Here is a 14,090-nt window from a genome sequence, read left to right on the forward strand (position 1 = left end):
TCAGGCCGAAGGAGGGCCGAGGGCATGTTTGAAAATCTATCCGAACGTCTCTCTGGCGTTTTCGATAAGCTGACCAAACAGGGCGCGCTGTCTGACGAAGATGTCAAAACAGCCCTGCGCGAAGTGCGCGTGGCCTTGTTGGAAGCGGACGTTTCGCTGCCCGTGGCCCGCGATTTTATCAAAGCCATTCAGGATAAAGCCACCGGTCAGGCGGTGACCAAATCCGTGACGCCCGGTCAGCAGGTCGTCAAGATCGTGCATGACGAACTGGTTCATGTTCTGGCGGGCGACGAAGAAGACCCTGGCGCGCTGAAAATTGACAATCCGCCTACGCCCATTCTGATGGTGGGTCTGCAAGGGTCGGGCAAGACCACCACGACCGGGAAACTGGCCAAGCGTTTGACCGAAAAGAACGGCAAGCGCGTTCTGATGGCCTCGCTCGATATCTATCGCCCGGCCGCGATGCAACAGCTGGCGGTTCTGGGCACGCAGATCGGTGTGGACACCTTGCCGATTGTGGCCGGTGAGACCGCCGTGCAAATCGCCAAGCGCGCCAAGCAACAGGCGACCCTGGGCGGCTATGACGTCTATATGCTGGACACTGCGGGTCGGCTACAGATTGACCAGACCCTGATGCAAGAGGTCGAAGATGTCCGCGATGCAGTGAACCCGCGTGAAACGCTGTTGGTCGTTGATGGTCTGACCGGTCAGGTCGCGGTTGAGGTGGCCGAGGAGTTCGACGGCAAGATCGGCATCAGCGGCGTGGTCCTGACACGGATGGATGGCGACGGGCGCGGTGGTGCGGCGCTGTCGATGCGCGCGGTAACGGGCAAGCCGATCAAATTCGTGGGCCTTGGCGAAAAGATGGACGCGCTTGAGGAGTTCCACCCCGAACGTATCGCCGGCCGCATTCTGGGCATGGGCGACATCGTCAGCCTTGTGGAAAAGGCCCAGGAAACGATCGAGGCCGAACAGGCCGAACGCATGATGCGCCGCTTCAAGAAGGGTCAGTTCAACATGAACGACCTGAAGATGCAGCTGGAACAGATGGTCAAGATGGGCGGTATGGAAGGGCTGATGGGCATGATGCCCGGAGCCGCCAAGATGGCGAAACAGGCCGAGGCCGCGGGCCTGGACGACAGCATCCTGCGCCGCCAGATCGCTCTGATCAACTCGATGACAAAGAAAGAGCGTGCCAATCCTCAGCTTTTGCAAGCCAGCCGCAAAAAACGCATCGCCAAAGGCGCGGGGCTTGAAGTGAGCGAGCTGAACAAGCTGATGAAACAACACCGCCAGATGTCCGACATGATGAAAAAGATGGGCAAAGGCGGGATGCTGAAAAAAGCGATGGCCGGGATGTTTGGCAAAGGCGGCCCTTCCGAGGCCGAGATTGCAGCGGCACAAAAGCAAATGGGCCAGATGCCCGGCGGATTGCCCGGTCTGGGCGGTGGCGGCATGCAGCTGCCCCCCGGTTTGTCGGGGTTCGGCAAGAAAAAATGATCCCCATCGGCGACATCCCCACGCTGGCCCAGTCGGCCCGCCACGCTGTGCCCTATTACGCGGGTCAGGCGGCGCGTCATTTGCGGGCTGTGCGTAAGGCCAAGCCACAGTTGCGGCGCAAACCGGTGCTGCGGAAAAACAGCAGGGTTGCGCGATGAACCCTATTTTGCAGACCGAACGCCTGACCATGCGCATGCCCCAGCCCAAGGACTGGGATGGTTTTCGTGATTTCATGACATCGGAACGGTCCCGCTATGCCGGTGGACATCTGACCGAAGCCAAGGCCTATCGCGCCTTTGGTTTTGAGCTGGGTCACTGGCAGCTGCGCGGCTTTGGGTCATTTGCGGTTTGTCTGAAAGGCACGGATGACGCCATCGGTATGGTCGGCCCCTGGCAGCCTATCGAATGGCCCGCCCCTGAAATCGGCTGGTTCATCTGGGAAGCGCACGAAGGTCAGGGCTATGCCTATGAGGCCGCGGTCGAGGCGCGCCGCTATGTCTATGAAGTGCTGAACTGGCCCAGTGCCGTCAGCTATATCGACCCCGCCAACGCCCGTTCTATCACACTGGCCGAGCGCCTGGGTGCAACGCTGGATAAAGACGCCCAGCCGCTTGATCCCGGCGATCTGGTCTACCGCCACCCCGCGCCGGAGGTGGTGTTGTGAGTATCCTCATTTTTGGTCATTGTATTCAGAGGGCCGCGCCGACCCGAGGGTGGCGCAATCGCGCCGCCCTGGGGGGTGGGTCGGCGCGGCCCGGTGGTTCCCAGCGGGCAGTTTCTCCACACAAAAAAAAATCTGTGGTGGCGCAATGATCCCCGTGCTGCAAACAGAACGCCTAACCCTTCGCGGACCCGAACTTAGCGACCTCGATGCATATGCCGAATATGGCGCATCGCCCAGAACCGCTTATGTCGGTGGGCCCTTCAATCGCGCCCAGGCTTTCGACAGGCTTTCAAACCTGATCGGCCACTGGCACCTGCGCGGTTTCGGACGGTGGATCATCGCAGACCAAGATACGAACGCCCCCCTTGGCATTGTTGGCCTCTACTACCCTGAAGACTGGCCCGAACCAGAAATCGCATGGAGCGTTTTTGCCGATGCAGAAGGGCGTGGCATCGCGTATGAAGCCGCCTTGGTCGCACGCACCTATGCCTATGAAACACTCGGCTGGACGACCGCTATCAGCCTGATCATCGACGGCAACACCCGCTCTTTCGCTCTGGCCGAACGGCTTGGCGCCAGGTTTGAGAAGATCTACACCCACCCGGAATATGGCGAAATGGCAATGTGGCGCCATCCGGGGCCGGAGGCGTTGCAATGATCCCCGTACTGCACACAGAGCGCCTTATCCTGCGTGGTCCGGTGATGGAGGATTTCCCGGCCTGCCGTGACTTCTTTATGTCTGACCGCGCCGCAGGCGTTGGGGGCGCAGTCGGTGAAACCGAAGCCTTCCGCCGCTTTGCCACGCTTGCCGGGCACTGGCACCTGAAAGGCTTTGGTTGGTGGATGATCGAAGAAAAGGGTAAACCCGTCGGTATCTGCGGCATCCACCATCCGCCTGTGAAAGAACATATGGAACTGGGCTGGAGCCTGTTTTCCGGCGAGGGACGCGGATTGGCCTATGAAGCCGCCCTGGCGGCACGCCGATATGCTTATGCGGTGCTAAACCCGGAAAAACTGGTCAGCTATATCCTCATGGACAACACCCGATCCATCGCGCTGGCCGAACGGCTTGGGGCTGTGTGCGAAACTGCACCCGCAGCCCACAACGCTGACGCGGGCGTCTGGGTCCACCCAACGGCAAAGGAGCTCTCATGACCGATGTCACCACCCGCGCCGCCGAGGTGCTAAAGGATCATCGCAGCAGCATCGACCGCCTTGATGCGATCCTTGTCTATACTCTGGGTGAACGTTTCAAACACACCCAGGCCGTGGGCAAGCTCAAGGCCGAACACGACCTTCCCCCGTCCGACCCGGCCCGTGAGGCCGCACAGATCGAACGGCTTGAAGACTTGGCGCGTCGGGCCGATCTGGATCCCGAATTCGCCAAAAAGTTCCTGAATTTCATCATTCAGGAAGTCATCCAACATCACGAAAAACACCAAACGTAAGGCGGGACACGTCCCACCAACCCATTGCAAAATCAGGAGACTACTAAAATGGCAATGAAAATCAGACTGGCCCGTGGCGGCTCAAAAAAGCGCCCATTTTATCGCATCGTTGCAGCCGACAGCCGCATGCCCCGCGATGGTCGTTACATCGAAAAGCTGGGCACCTATAACCCGCTGCTGCCGAAAGACAGCGAAGAGCGCGTGAAAATGGACATGGATCGCGTGAAGCACTGGATGGAGCAGGGTGCCAAGCCGACAGACCGTGTGGCCCGCATGCTGGAAGCCGCTGGCGTTCTGGACAAGAAAGAGCGTAACAACCCGAAAAAGGCCGAGCCCGGCAAGAAAGCCAAAGAGCGCGCCGAGGAAAAAGCCGCGAAAGAGGCCGAGGCCAACGCACCTGCGGAAGAACCTGCCGAGGAAGCCGCTGAAGAAGCTGCAACCGAGTAAGCACTGGATCGGCAAGTGCCTGAATTCTCGGATCAATTCCGGGACGATCTGCTGGATCTGATGCGCTGGCGGCGGGATGTCCGCCGCTTTCGCACCGATCCGGTGGATGAGGCATTGCTGACCAGATGCCTGGACGCGATACGCCTTGCGCCCTCGGTCGGTTTGTCCGAGCCTTGGCGTATCTTGCGGATCAACGGCGCTGCATCCCGCGCGGCGGTGTTGGACAACTTCAATGCAACCAACGCGAAGGCACTGTCGGGGTACGACGGCGATCAGGCGCAGCTTTACAGCACGTTGAAACTGTCCGGCCTGCGGGATGCGCCCGTTCATCTGGCTGTGTTCTGCGACGACAGCACAGACAAAGGCCACGGGCTGGGCGCGCAGACCATGCCGGAAACCCGCCGCTATTCGGTCGTGGGTGCGGTCATGCAGTTCTGGTTGATGGCCCGCGCATATGGGCTGGGCGTGGGTTGGGTATCGATCCTTGATCCACTGCAACTGTCGCGCGACCTTGACTGCCCCGCCGGCTGGACATTTATCGCCTATCTGTGCGTGGGCTGGCCGAAAACTGACGACGACACGCCCGAACTTGAGCAGGCTGGTTGGGAAAAGCGTTCTGGCACTTTGACGATTGAGGTAAGGTGATGACAAAGCGCTATTGGATCGGACTGGCCGAAGCGGCCTATGTCGACACGGTCAAAGACCAGAATGTCTGCCTGTTTTCGGGTGGGGACAAGCAAGCTGTCGAAGCCCTGTCGACAGGGGATCGCATCACCTATTATTCCCCCAATGACAGTCACGGCGGGGACCGGTTGGATCAGTTCACCGCATTGGCCGAAGTGACCGGTGACGACTGCTATCAGAAAGACGATTGGCCCGATCATCCGAAATTCGAAGCCTGGGTACGGGACTGCGCATACGAAGACGTGGGCGCCGTGCCACTGTCGGACGTCGCGGACCGCCTTGACTGCGCCAGCAGCCCGGACGATTTTTCGACGGGGCAGATCGAGATATCGGAAAAAGACTTCAACACAATTGCCCAAGCGATGAGGGATGCATGTTCCGACTGATCCGCATAGTGTTCTTTATCGGTGCTGTCTTTCTGGCTGGGATGATCTATCAGATGATGCAACACAGGGAAAATTGCAATCAGGCGGGCGGGCGCGTGTCGGGCGGGCTTTGTGTCGGAGAAGACAGATGACGGATCGTGTGTGCGTTGGGGCAATCGCGGGGGCCTTTGGGGTTCAGGGCGAGGTGCGCCTGAAAAGCTTCTGCGCCGATCCGCAGGCGATTTTTGACTATAATCTGACCGATGAAACCGGGGACCGTGCCTTTACCGCAAAACTGTCGCGCCCCATCAAAAACGGTTTTGCCGCACGGCTTAGCGGTGTTGGCACCAAGGAACAGGCCGATGATCTGCGAGGTCTGCGCCTTTATGCGGATCGCGCTGATCTGCCCGCGCTGGACGATGATGAATACTATCACACCGACCTGATCGGGATGGAGGTTCTGGACACCGGCGGCACATCCCTAGGCCGCGTGAAATCAGTACTGAACCACGGCGCTGGCGATCTGCTGGAAATCCATGCCCCCGGCCAACGCACCACCGTCCTGCTGCCATTCACCAAAGAGGCCGTACCTACCGTCGACCTACCCACCCGCCGCATCATCGCCGACCCGCCCGAGGGGGTGTTTTCTGAAGATGGGCAGCCAAAATGACCATCAAGATGATCTGCAGCACAAAGGCCGGATCTGGCCCGTTATTTATCCAAGTTAGATGCCCCGCTTCGCACTGAAAATTGAATACCACGGCGGGCCGTTTGCCGGGTGGCAGCGGCAGAATGATGTGCCGTCGGTTCAAGGCGCGGTTGAGGCCGCTTTGGCGCGGCTGGAACCCGGTCCCCACACCATCGCCGCCGCCGGGCGCACGGATGCAGGCGTACATGCAACGGCTCAGGTCGCCCATGCGGATCTGACCAAAGACTGGGACCCCTTCCGCCTGTCCGAGGCGCTGAATTATCACCTAAAACCCGACCCCGTTTCGATCCTGCAGGTGGCAAAGGTGGCCGATGACTGGCACGCCCGGTTTTCGGCCACCGACCGGCGGTACCTGTTCCGCCTGATCAGCCGCCGCGCGCCGGTGACCCATGACAAGGGGCTGGTCTGGCAGGTCACCCATGATCTTGACCTTGAGCCCATGCAACAGGCTGCGAAACACCTGATAGGGCGGCATGATTTCACGACCTTCCGATCGTCAATCTGTCAGGCCGATAGCCCGGTGAAAACGCTTGATGCCCTTGATATCGAGGCCTTTGACATCCCCCACGGGCGCGAGTTCCGCTTCCACGTCCGCGCCCGCAGTTTCCTGCACAATCAAGTCCGCAGCTTTGTCGGCACCCTGGAACGCGTCGGCGCAGGCAGCTGGCAGCCCGCCGATGTGAAAGAAGCGCTAGTGGCCCAAAACCGCGCCGCCTGCGGCCCCGTCTGCCCGCCCCAAGGGCTTTATCTGGCGGGGGTCGGGTATCCGGATGATCCGTTTGTCGAATAATCTGGATTCTTCACAACTTGCGGTCCGAGCTTAGCAGATTAACTGCCTTGTTTACTTGGACGTATCGGAAAATGGCTCTGCCACCACTTGCACTGAGTCTTCGTATAAGATGTATCCAACTTTATCGGACCGCACGATATCAATTATGAGGCCGTTTTCTTCCAATAAAGATTTCAACTCGAATGCTTTGGCAATTGGTTCATGTGCATCAGGTTTGAACCAGCTAAGACCTTTTGTGTTCCGACGGTAGTATCCTTTGGATTTTGTTCTATTGAAACGCTCAGGCACTGAAACATTAGAGCGAAAATATTCGAGCAGTTGTTCAAGCCTTTCGGCGGTAACTTGATCAAGATCCGAACTATGCTGCAACTCATATGCGGCCGTCAGTATTCCTGACCTATGCGCCAAGCCGCCCACCTTGTCTGCGCAAACAAATCTTAGATACATTGCACAATCTTCCTCTACATATCAAAAAAGCGGCAAAAGCTTCGAAAACCTGCACCGACCCAACGTCGTGATCAAATTCATTGCACATGGTATCTTGCGTTTTGGCTCAGATTCCCAATTATCGACCTATCCAAGAGGGAGTTACAACAATGAGAAAAACAACCTGTTTGCTTGCGGCCGGTCTTCTGATGACGACCGCGATTGCTGCAAGTTCTGAAACCGTTCGATGGGCCCGTGCGGGGGACAGCCTGACGCTGGACCCGCATGCCCAGAACGAAGGTCCGACGCATACGCTGGCCCACCAGATCTATGAACCGCTTCTGATCCGTGATGTGACCGGCGCGTTTGAGGCGGCGCTGGCCACCGACTGGGCGCCCAGCCCAGATGATCCGAACGTCTGGATCTTTAACCTGCGTGAGGGCGTGACCTATCACGACGGGGCCGAGTTTGACAGCGAAGACGTGGTGTTTTCCTTCAACCGCGCCAAATCCGACAACTCGAACATGAAAGAGCTGATAAATTCGATCGTCGAGGTGCGCGCGCCGTCGAAATATGTGATCGAGATGGTCACAGACGGGCCAAACCCGATCCTGCCCAGTAACCTGACCAACCTGTTCATCATGGACAAGGACTGGACCGAAGCCAACAATGTGGTTGAGGTGCAGAATGTCGAAGGTGGCGAAACCACCTTTGCTGCGACCAACGCCAACGGCACCGGTCCCTTTGTTCTGACCAGCCGTGAACCCGATGTGCGCACCGTTCTCAGCCAGAACGAAAACTATTGGGGCATGGATCAGTTCCCGATGGACGTGACTGAAATCATCTATACCCCGATCCAGAACCCCGCGACGCGTGTTGCGGCGCTGCTGTCGGGCGAGGTTGACTTTATTCAGGACGTTCCCGTGCAGGACCTTAGCCGCGTGTCACAAGCCGATGGTCTGGATGTGCGGACCGCCCCGCAGAACCGGGTGATCTTTTTCGGCATGAACATGGGTGCCGAGGATCTGGAAAATGACAATGTCGATGGGGCCAACCCTTTTGCCGATGTGCGTGTGCGTCAGGCGATGAACATGGCGATCAACCGCGATGCGATCCAGCAGGTGATCATGCGCGGTCAGTCCCAGCCCGCCGGTGTCATCATGCCACCCTTCGTGAACGGCTGGACGCAAGAGCTGGATTCGGCCACCTCAACGGATATCGAGGGCGCCAAGGCTCTGCTGGCCGAGGCTGGCTATGGCGATGGTTTCTCGATCCAGCTGGACTGCCCGAACGACCGCTATGTCAACGACGAAGCGATTTGTCAGGCGATCGTCGGCATGATCGGCCAGATCGGCATCACTGTGAACCTGGACGCAAAGCCCAAGGCACAACACTTCCCGCTGATCACCAATGGTGAAACCGATTTCTATATGCTTGGCTGGGGTGTTCCGACCTATGACAGTGAATATATCTTCAACTTCCTGGTCCACACCCGCGGGTCTGATCTGGGGTCATGGAACGGCACTGGCTATTCGAACCCCGAACTGGACGAGATGATCGTCAGCCTGGCCTCGAACACCGACCTGGATGCGCGGAATGCGACCATCGCCGACATCTGGGCCACCGTTCAGGACGAAACGCTGTATCTGCCGGTGCATCACCAGGTGATCAACTGGGGCATCAAAAGCGACCTTGGCATCGACGTCGACCCCGAGGATCAGCCGAAGTTCAAGTACTTCACAGCCAATTGATGTGACCATGGCGTGATCTAGGCTCACGCTATGGACAACTGCTAACAGAAATCCCCGGCAGTCCACTGTCGGGGATTTTCAATAAAAGGGGGATAGAATATGTACACCAAACTTGAAACCGACATACCGTTCGACCGTTCAGAGCATTTGCCCGGTGGGCACCACCGGGCCGCGCCGACCCGCCCCCCACGGGCGGCGCGTTTGCGCCACCCTCGGGTCGGCGCCGCCCTAAACAAGCTGCTCAAAAAACTGCACTTCCCTGGATTGGGATTTGCGTTAACAGCCGCCGCGCTGCTGACCAGCACGGCCTACGCCGAAACCTTCCGCTGGTCATCAACCACTGATCCGCAAACCATGGACCCGCATGCCGTCAACTCGGCCCCGGTGCTGGGTTTTCTGAACAACGTCTACGAAGGGCTTGTGCGCCGCGGCAAGGATATGACGATCGAACCCGCCCTGGCCGTCGAATGGCGCCCTTTCCCGGTTGAAAGCCAGTCGGCCGAACACGGCTGGCGCTTTGTCCTGCGCGAAGGCGTCACCTTCCACGATGGCAGCGCGTTCACTGCGGAAGATGTCTTGTTTTCCTACCAGCGCGCCTCAAGCGAGGCTGCCGATACCGCAAGTTGGTTCGCGCCAGTCACCGACGTGCAGATCAAAAATGACTACACCATCGATTTCATCACCAGCGCACCCAATCCGATCTTTCCCGACAGTGTCGCCAACTGGATGATCATGGACAGCGGCTGGTCTGAGACGAATGGCGCCGAAAGCCCCGCCAAGGATGCCGAAAACTTTGCCACGCTGAACGCCAACGGCACCGGTGCCTTCCGTCTGGTATCGCGTCAACCAGGGTTGGAAACCGTGCTCGAACCCTTTGATGCGTGGTGGGGGGAACCCGAACACAATATCACCCGCGCCATATTCAGCCCGATTCAGAACCCTGCGACGGCTGTTGCAGCGCTGCTGTCTGGTGAAATCGACATGATCAATCCGGTGCCCGTTCAGGATGCCACCCGCGTTGATCAGCGCGATGGGGTCAAGGTCATTCGCGGGATTGAGGCACGCGTCATCATGCTGGGCTTTGCCCATGATCACGAGGCGCTGAAGTTCGGTGCGAATGAAGGTGACCCCAACCCCTTTGCCGACGCGCGTGTCCGCCAGGCCGTGGCACAGGCCATCAACGTGCCTGCGATCCTGCAAACGATCATGCGCGGCAGCGCCGAACCCGCCAGCCAGTTGGTCAGCCCTGCGATGCGCGGCTATGTCCCCGCGCTGGCCGACCGTCCGGCCTATGATCCAGAAGCCGCACGTGCGTTGTTGGCCGAGGCCGGGTATCCCGACGGCTTTTCCTTTGGCCTGAAATGCCCCAACGACCGCTATCTGAATGACGAGGCTGTCTGCCAGTCGCTGGTGCCCATGTTGTCTCAGATCGGTCTGAACGTTGAACTCGACAGTATGCCCGTGCGCAACTACTGGCCCGAACTGCGGGCGGACAATTTCGATATGTACCTTCTGGGATGGTCGCCCGGCACGTTTGACGCCGAACACCCGGTCCGCTTCCTGGCCTCAACCCCGAACGAAGAACTGCGTCTGGGCAGCTGGAACTTCGGCGGATATTCCAACGCCCGCGTGGATGAGCTGCTGCCCATGGTCCAGTCCGAGCTGAACGACACACAACGCCAGGCGATTCTGGATGAGATCACTCAAATCCTGCAGTCCGAAACTGCCTATGTTCCGCTTTACGTCCAACCCCTGATCTGGGGCGCGCAAGACAACATAGACCTGACCCAACGCCCGGATAACTTCTTTATCCTGCGGTGGGTGACAGTGAACTAAACCTGCGCCAAGGCGGGGAACGACCCTGCCTTGGCTTTACCATCAGGCGTTGATCTGAATTTCACCTTCATGCAGGAAGCATTTTTTGTCGAATAACGACATATCGAAGGGATTTGGCATCCGTATATCCGACACATCCGGCATGTGTTTTGCGTTCAAATCAAACGATCGATGAATTTGTGAAATCATGAGAATGATTGAACCAGTTTTTCTGGAAAACTGCCGCAATGAAACAAGCTGATCATTGACCGATGGATGGGTTCGTTTCTGATCCAGTAACTGCAGATAATCAACGACCGCCAGGCTGTTTGCGTTCAGCTTCAAAAGTCGGTCCATGATGCTTTGCGCACAAATATCGTCGGACGTATCGACCACAACAGATTTAAACTGACGACCAAGCCCAAGTGCGTCTACGCGATCGGCAATGTCTGTGTCGTTATACTCCAGACTGAAAAAGACTGCTTTTCTATTAATGTCATTTGCAAAAGCCGCCAGTTCCATGCCACGCGAAGTCTTTCCATGACCGGGTCGGGCGCCAAGAAGACCCATTTGGCCTGCTTTCATTCCTGACAAAATGCTTTTAGCCGGCCCCGAGATTTTGATGGATTGTGCAAGATGGCTCCATCCTTTGAAGCCTTCAGATTGTGCAATATGATCTAGGGCTTTACGAAGTGGAATAGCCCGGTCACGCGACATAAGTCTGGCTTGGCGCTTTAACTCAAAAATTGGAACAGAAAGTTTCATAAGAACCTCTTCTTTCCGGACGATCCTCGCAATCCCCCCTTATGCGACGCTCCGATGAAGATCGGTTCATTGTGTTCAAATGCTCTACACGAAAAATGCTTCCCGGTTGGGGGGCGGAGGCCCGAGCGTGGCCTTGCACCTACACATATTGATACTTCTCAGATCGCTCAAGCCAGGAAATGTCTTATCCTAAGAATGACGAACGCTCATATCCCGCACGACAAAGACCGGAGATTCGCAGTGCCGGACGACTCGTTCAAAATTGGCTTTGAAAATTCGCTGTTCAGCGCAAATCCCAGCATTGCCAAAACAATGCCGAGTAGCTTCGCCCGTTTCGGGATTATATCAGATCGCCACAAAGAAGCGCGTGAAATCAGAGTGGTTTGATTGGGGTTTGCAGACAATCGTAGAGAGATACTTTTGAGTTTCTTACTAGGTTTGGCAGTGACCTACTCTCCCACGTCTTAAGACGCAGTACCATCGGCGCTACAGTGCTTAACTGCCGAGTTCGGGATGGGATCGGGTGTTTCACTTGCGCTATGACCACCAAACCGAGAAAGAAACTCAAACATCCAAGTCGGGTGTGACTTTTGATCAGAAGCCTAGCTTCTACTGGATCAAATCAAGCCTATTGGGCAATTAGTACCGGTCAACTGAACATGTTACCATGCTTACATCTCCGGCCTATCGACGTGGTGGTCTTCCACGGCCCTCAGGGATACCTTGTTTTGAGGGGGGCTTCCCGCTTAGATGCCTTCAGCGGTTATCCTTTCCGATCATAGCTACCCAGCACTGCCGTAGTCGACAACTGGTCCACCAGTGGATCGTTCACCCCGGTCCTCTCGTACTAGGGGCAACTCCTCTCAAGTATCCTACACCCACGGCAGATAGGGACCGAACTGTCTCACGACGTTCTAAACCCAGCTCACGTACCTCTTTAAATGGCGAACAGCCATACCCTTGGGACCTGCTCCAGCCCCAGGATGAGATGAGCCGACATCGAGGTGCCAAACGGTGCCGTCGATATGGACTCTTGGGCACCATCAGCCTGTTATCCCCGGCGTACCTTTTATCCGTTGAGCGATGGCCCTTCCACTCGGGACCACCGGATCACTATGGCCGTCTTTCGACTCTGCTCGACTTGTCAGTCTCGCAGTCAGGCTGGCTTCTGCCATTGCACTCAACGAGCGATTTCCGACCGCTCTGAGCCAACCTTCGCGCGCCTCCGTTACGCTTTGGGAGGCGACCGCCCCAGTCAAACTACCCACCACGCAGGGTCCCGGATCCGGATAACGGACCGCGGTTAGACATCAAGCAGAACAAGGGTGGTATCTCAAGGGAAGCTCCACAGAAACTGGCGTTCCTGCTTCAAAGCCTACCACCTATCCTGCACATGTTGTGCCTGATGCCAATGCGAAGTTGTAGTAAAGGTGCACGGGGTCTTTCCGTCTAACCGCGGGAAACCTGCATCTTGACAGGTAATTCAATTTCGCTGAGTCGATGTTGGAGACAGCGGGGAAGTCGTTACGCCATTCGTGCAGGTCGGAACTTACCCGACAAGGAATTTCGCTACCTTAGGACCGTTATAGTTACGGCCGCCGTTTACCGGGGCTTCAATTCAAGGCTCTCACCTCTCCTTTTAACCTTCCGGCACCGGGCAGGCGTCAGACCCTATACGTCGTCTTGCGACTTCGCAGAGCCCTGTGTTTTTAGTAAACAGTCGCCACCCCCTGGTTTGTGCCCCCAGCCAATACTTGCGTAGAAACTGGGCCTCCTTCTCGCGAACTTACGGAGGTATTTTGCCGAGTTCCTTCAACATCGTTCTCTCAAGCGCCTTGGTATTCTCTACCGGTCCACCTGTGTTGGTTTAGGGTACGATCTAATGGAGGGCTATTTCCAGGAACCACTGAACTGCCGGGGAAACTACTCCGATTCCGACAATCTTTGTGATCCGTCACATCCTCCTGGCCCAGGAATATTAACCTGGTTCCCATCGACTACGCCTTTCGGCCTCGCCTTAGGGGTCGGCTTACCCTGCTCAGATTAACTTTAAGCAGGAACCCTTGGACTTTCGGCGACAGGGTCTCTCACCCTGTTTGTCGCTACTCATGTCATCATTCTCACTAGTGATCTCTCCACCGGATGGCTCACGCCCCGGCTTCACAGAAAACTCCGCGTCTCCAATACGGGCGAACCCGTTAAGGAGACATGGAATTATGTCACACTACGCTCTGCTACCATGCCTTACGGCATCCTAAGCTTCGGCTCATGGCTTGAGCCCCGTTACATCTTCGCCGCAGGACAACTTATTTAGACCAGTGAGCTGTTACGCTATCTTTAAAGGATGGCTGCTTCTAAGCCAACCTCCTGGTTGTTTTGGTCGTCCCACCTGCTTTCCCACTTAGCCATGAATTGGGGGCCTTAGCTGTAGGTCAGGGTTGTTTCCCTCTCCACGACGGACGTTAGCACCCGCCGTGTGTCTGCCATCTAGTACTCCTCGGTATTCGGAGTTTGGTTAGGATCAGTAAGCCTGTGGGGCCCCATTACCCATCCAGTGCTCTACCCCCGAGGGTATTCGGATGACGCTCTACCTAAATAGATTTCGCAGAGAACCAGCTATCTCCGAGTTTGATTGGCCTTTCACCCCTAGGCACAGCTCATCCCGATCTTTTTCAACAGATGTGGGTTCGGCCCTCCAGTAAGTGTTACCTTACCTTCAGCCTGGC

The 14,090-nt window shown here is 57.0% G+C and carries 16 protein-coding genes and 2 rRNA genes (1 of these 18 cut by a window edge); 14 read left to right on the top strand and 4 right to left on the bottom strand.

Annotated elements, in window-relative coordinates; genetic code table 11:
* The first annotated feature begins 24 nt into the window (after nucleotides 1–24).
* The 12 genes from ffh (at nucleotide 25) to truA (ending at nucleotide 6,607) form a co-directional block, all read left to right on the top strand.
* Nucleotides 25–1,500, top strand: a complete 1,476-nt coding sequence (ffh, locus tag H7848_RS10130) for a signal recognition particle protein (protein ID WP_208350787.1) — start codon at nucleotides 25–27, stop codon at nucleotides 1,498–1,500.
* On the top strand, nucleotides 1,497–1,658 hold the full coding sequence (locus H7848_RS10135; RefSeq protein WP_208350789.1) for a hypothetical protein: 162 nt from the start codon (nucleotides 1,497–1,499) through the stop codon (nucleotides 1,656–1,658). Before ffh ends, H7848_RS10135 begins: the two co-directional genes overlap by 4 nt.
* Complete coding sequence (locus H7848_RS10140) at nucleotides 1,655–2,164, top strand: GNAT family N-acetyltransferase (RefSeq protein ID WP_208350791.1); 510 nt, start codon at nucleotides 1,655–1,657, stop codon at nucleotides 2,162–2,164. The genes H7848_RS10135 and H7848_RS10140 overlap by 4 nt, the downstream gene beginning before the upstream one ends.
* A 145-nt stretch (nucleotides 2,165–2,309) precedes the next feature.
* On the top strand, nucleotides 2,310–2,822 hold the full coding sequence (locus H7848_RS10145) for a GNAT family N-acetyltransferase (RefSeq protein WP_208350793.1): 513 nt from the start codon (nucleotides 2,310–2,312) through the stop codon (nucleotides 2,820–2,822).
* Complete coding sequence (locus H7848_RS10150) at nucleotides 2,819–3,319, top strand: GNAT family N-acetyltransferase (protein ID WP_208350794.1); 501 nt, start codon at nucleotides 2,819–2,821, stop codon at nucleotides 3,317–3,319. The genes H7848_RS10145 and H7848_RS10150 overlap by 4 nt, the downstream gene beginning before the upstream one ends.
* Entirely contained in the window at nucleotides 3,316–3,612 is a 297-nt protein-coding gene (locus H7848_RS10155; RefSeq protein ID WP_208350795.1) for a chorismate mutase, read from the top strand. The genes H7848_RS10150 and H7848_RS10155 overlap by 4 nt, the downstream gene beginning before the upstream one ends.
* Before the next feature lie 48 nt (nucleotides 3,613–3,660).
* Nucleotides 3,661–4,059 (top strand): 30S ribosomal protein S16, encoded by a 399-nt coding sequence (rpsP, locus tag H7848_RS10160; RefSeq protein WP_208350797.1) that lies wholly within the window; start codon nucleotides 3,661–3,663, stop codon nucleotides 4,057–4,059.
* A gap of 15 nt (nucleotides 4,060–4,074) precedes the next feature.
* A complete protein-coding gene (bluB, locus tag H7848_RS10165) occupies nucleotides 4,075–4,704 on the top strand; it encodes a 5,6-dimethylbenzimidazole synthase (RefSeq protein ID WP_208350804.1) in 630 nt (209 codons plus the stop codon).
* The gene (locus H7848_RS10170; protein WP_208350808.1) at nucleotides 4,704–5,129 is read left to right on the top strand and encodes an EVE domain-containing protein; all 426 of its coding nucleotides are present in this window, start codon (nucleotides 4,704–4,706) and stop codon (nucleotides 5,127–5,129) included. Before bluB ends, H7848_RS10170 begins: the two co-directional genes overlap by 1 nt.
* On the top strand, nucleotides 5,117–5,260 hold the full coding sequence (locus tag H7848_RS10175; protein WP_208350809.1) for a hypothetical protein: 144 nt from the start codon (nucleotides 5,117–5,119) through the stop codon (nucleotides 5,258–5,260). The genes H7848_RS10170 and H7848_RS10175 overlap by 13 nt, the downstream gene beginning before the upstream one ends.
* The gene (gene rimM / locus H7848_RS10180; RefSeq protein WP_208350811.1) at nucleotides 5,257–5,778 is read left to right on the top strand and encodes a ribosome maturation factor RimM; all 522 of its coding nucleotides are present in this window, start codon (nucleotides 5,257–5,259) and stop codon (nucleotides 5,776–5,778) included. The genes H7848_RS10175 and rimM overlap by 4 nt, the downstream gene beginning before the upstream one ends.
* Before the next feature lie 58 nt (nucleotides 5,779–5,836).
* On the top strand, nucleotides 5,837–6,607 hold the full coding sequence (gene truA / locus H7848_RS10185) for a tRNA pseudouridine(38-40) synthase TruA (RefSeq protein ID WP_208350813.1): 771 nt from the start codon (nucleotides 5,837–5,839) through the stop codon (nucleotides 6,605–6,607).
* A 51-nt stretch (nucleotides 6,608–6,658) separates the two neighbouring features.
* Here the strand turns inward: truA and H7848_RS10190 are convergent, their stop codons facing one another.
* Entirely contained in the window at nucleotides 6,659–7,054 is a 396-nt protein-coding gene (locus tag H7848_RS10190; protein WP_208350814.1) for a hypothetical protein, read from the bottom strand.
* 149 nt (nucleotides 7,055–7,203) lie between these two features.
* On the opposite strand from H7848_RS10190, the gene H7848_RS10195 reads away from it, so the two are divergent.
* Entirely contained in the window at nucleotides 7,204–8,784 is a 1,581-nt protein-coding gene (locus H7848_RS10195; RefSeq protein ID WP_208350816.1) for an ABC transporter substrate-binding protein, read from the top strand.
* A 99-nt stretch (nucleotides 8,785–8,883) separates the two neighbouring features.
* Nucleotides 8,884–10,620, top strand: a complete 1,737-nt coding sequence (locus H7848_RS10200; protein ID WP_237072686.1) for an ABC transporter substrate-binding protein — start codon at nucleotides 8,884–8,886, stop codon at nucleotides 10,618–10,620.
* A 42-nt stretch (nucleotides 10,621–10,662) separates the two neighbouring features.
* Here the strand turns inward: H7848_RS10200 and H7848_RS10205 are convergent, their stop codons facing one another.
* The 3 genes from H7848_RS10205 to H7848_RS10215 form a co-directional block, all read right to left on the bottom strand.
* On the bottom strand, nucleotides 10,663–11,364 hold the full coding sequence (locus H7848_RS10205) for a DNA helicase (protein WP_208350818.1): 702 nt from the start codon (nucleotides 11,362–11,364) through the stop codon (nucleotides 10,663–10,665).
* A gap of 436 nt (nucleotides 11,365–11,800) precedes the next feature.
* Nucleotides 11,801–11,915 (bottom strand): 5S ribosomal RNA (gene rrf / locus H7848_RS10210).
* Nucleotides 11,916–11,982: 67 nt separating this feature from the next.
* Nucleotides 11,983–14,090: ribosomal RNA gene (locus tag H7848_RS10215) — 23S ribosomal RNA — on the bottom strand (it continues 717 nt past the right edge of the window).

The sequence above is a fragment of the Pseudaestuariivita rosea genome, from assembly GCF_017592335.1.
Lineage (GTDB): Bacteria > Pseudomonadota > Alphaproteobacteria > Rhodobacterales > Rhodobacteraceae > Parasulfitobacter > Parasulfitobacter rosea.

Excerpts from the sequence above, each read along its gene's own strand:
- H7848_RS10145 (WP_208350793.1), top strand. The coding sequence starts at position 2,310 with ATGATCCCCGTGCTGCAAACAGAACGCCTAACCCTTCGCGGACCCGAA.
- H7848_RS10200 (WP_237072686.1), top strand. The coding sequence starts at position 8,884 with ATGTACACCAAACTTGAAACCGACATACCGTTCGACCGTTCAGAGCAT.
- H7848_RS10190 (WP_208350814.1), bottom strand. The coding sequence starts at position 7,054 with ATGTATCTAAGATTTGTTTGCGCAGACAAGGTGGGCGGCTTGGCGCAT.
- H7848_RS10175 (WP_208350809.1), top strand. The coding sequence starts at position 5,117 with ATGTTCCGACTGATCCGCATAGTGTTCTTTATCGGTGCTGTCTTTCTG.
- rpsP (WP_208350797.1), top strand. The coding sequence starts at position 3,661 with ATGGCAATGAAAATCAGACTGGCCCGTGGCGGCTCAAAAAAGCGCCCA.
- H7848_RS10135 (WP_208350789.1), top strand. The coding sequence starts at position 1,497 with ATGATCCCCATCGGCGACATCCCCACGCTGGCCCAGTCGGCCCGCCAC.
- truA (WP_208350813.1), top strand. The coding sequence starts at position 5,837 with ATGCCCCGCTTCGCACTGAAAATTGAATACCACGGCGGGCCGTTTGCC.
- H7848_RS10195 (WP_208350816.1), top strand. The coding sequence starts at position 7,204 with ATGAGAAAAACAACCTGTTTGCTTGCGGCCGGTCTTCTGATGACGACC.
- H7848_RS10170 (WP_208350808.1), top strand. The coding sequence starts at position 4,704 with ATGACAAAGCGCTATTGGATCGGACTGGCCGAAGCGGCCTATGTCGAC.
- H7848_RS10140 (WP_208350791.1), top strand. The coding sequence starts at position 1,655 with ATGAACCCTATTTTGCAGACCGAACGCCTGACCATGCGCATGCCCCAG.
- rimM (WP_208350811.1), top strand. The coding sequence starts at position 5,257 with ATGACGGATCGTGTGTGCGTTGGGGCAATCGCGGGGGCCTTTGGGGTT.
- H7848_RS10155 (WP_208350795.1), top strand. The coding sequence starts at position 3,316 with ATGACCGATGTCACCACCCGCGCCGCCGAGGTGCTAAAGGATCATCGC.
- ffh (WP_208350787.1), top strand. The coding sequence starts at position 25 with ATGTTTGAAAATCTATCCGAACGTCTCTCTGGCGTTTTCGATAAGCTG.
- H7848_RS10205 (WP_208350818.1), bottom strand. The coding sequence starts at position 11,364 with ATGAAACTTTCTGTTCCAATTTTTGAGTTAAAGCGCCAAGCCAGACTT.
- H7848_RS10150 (WP_208350794.1), top strand. The coding sequence starts at position 2,819 with ATGATCCCCGTACTGCACACAGAGCGCCTTATCCTGCGTGGTCCGGTG.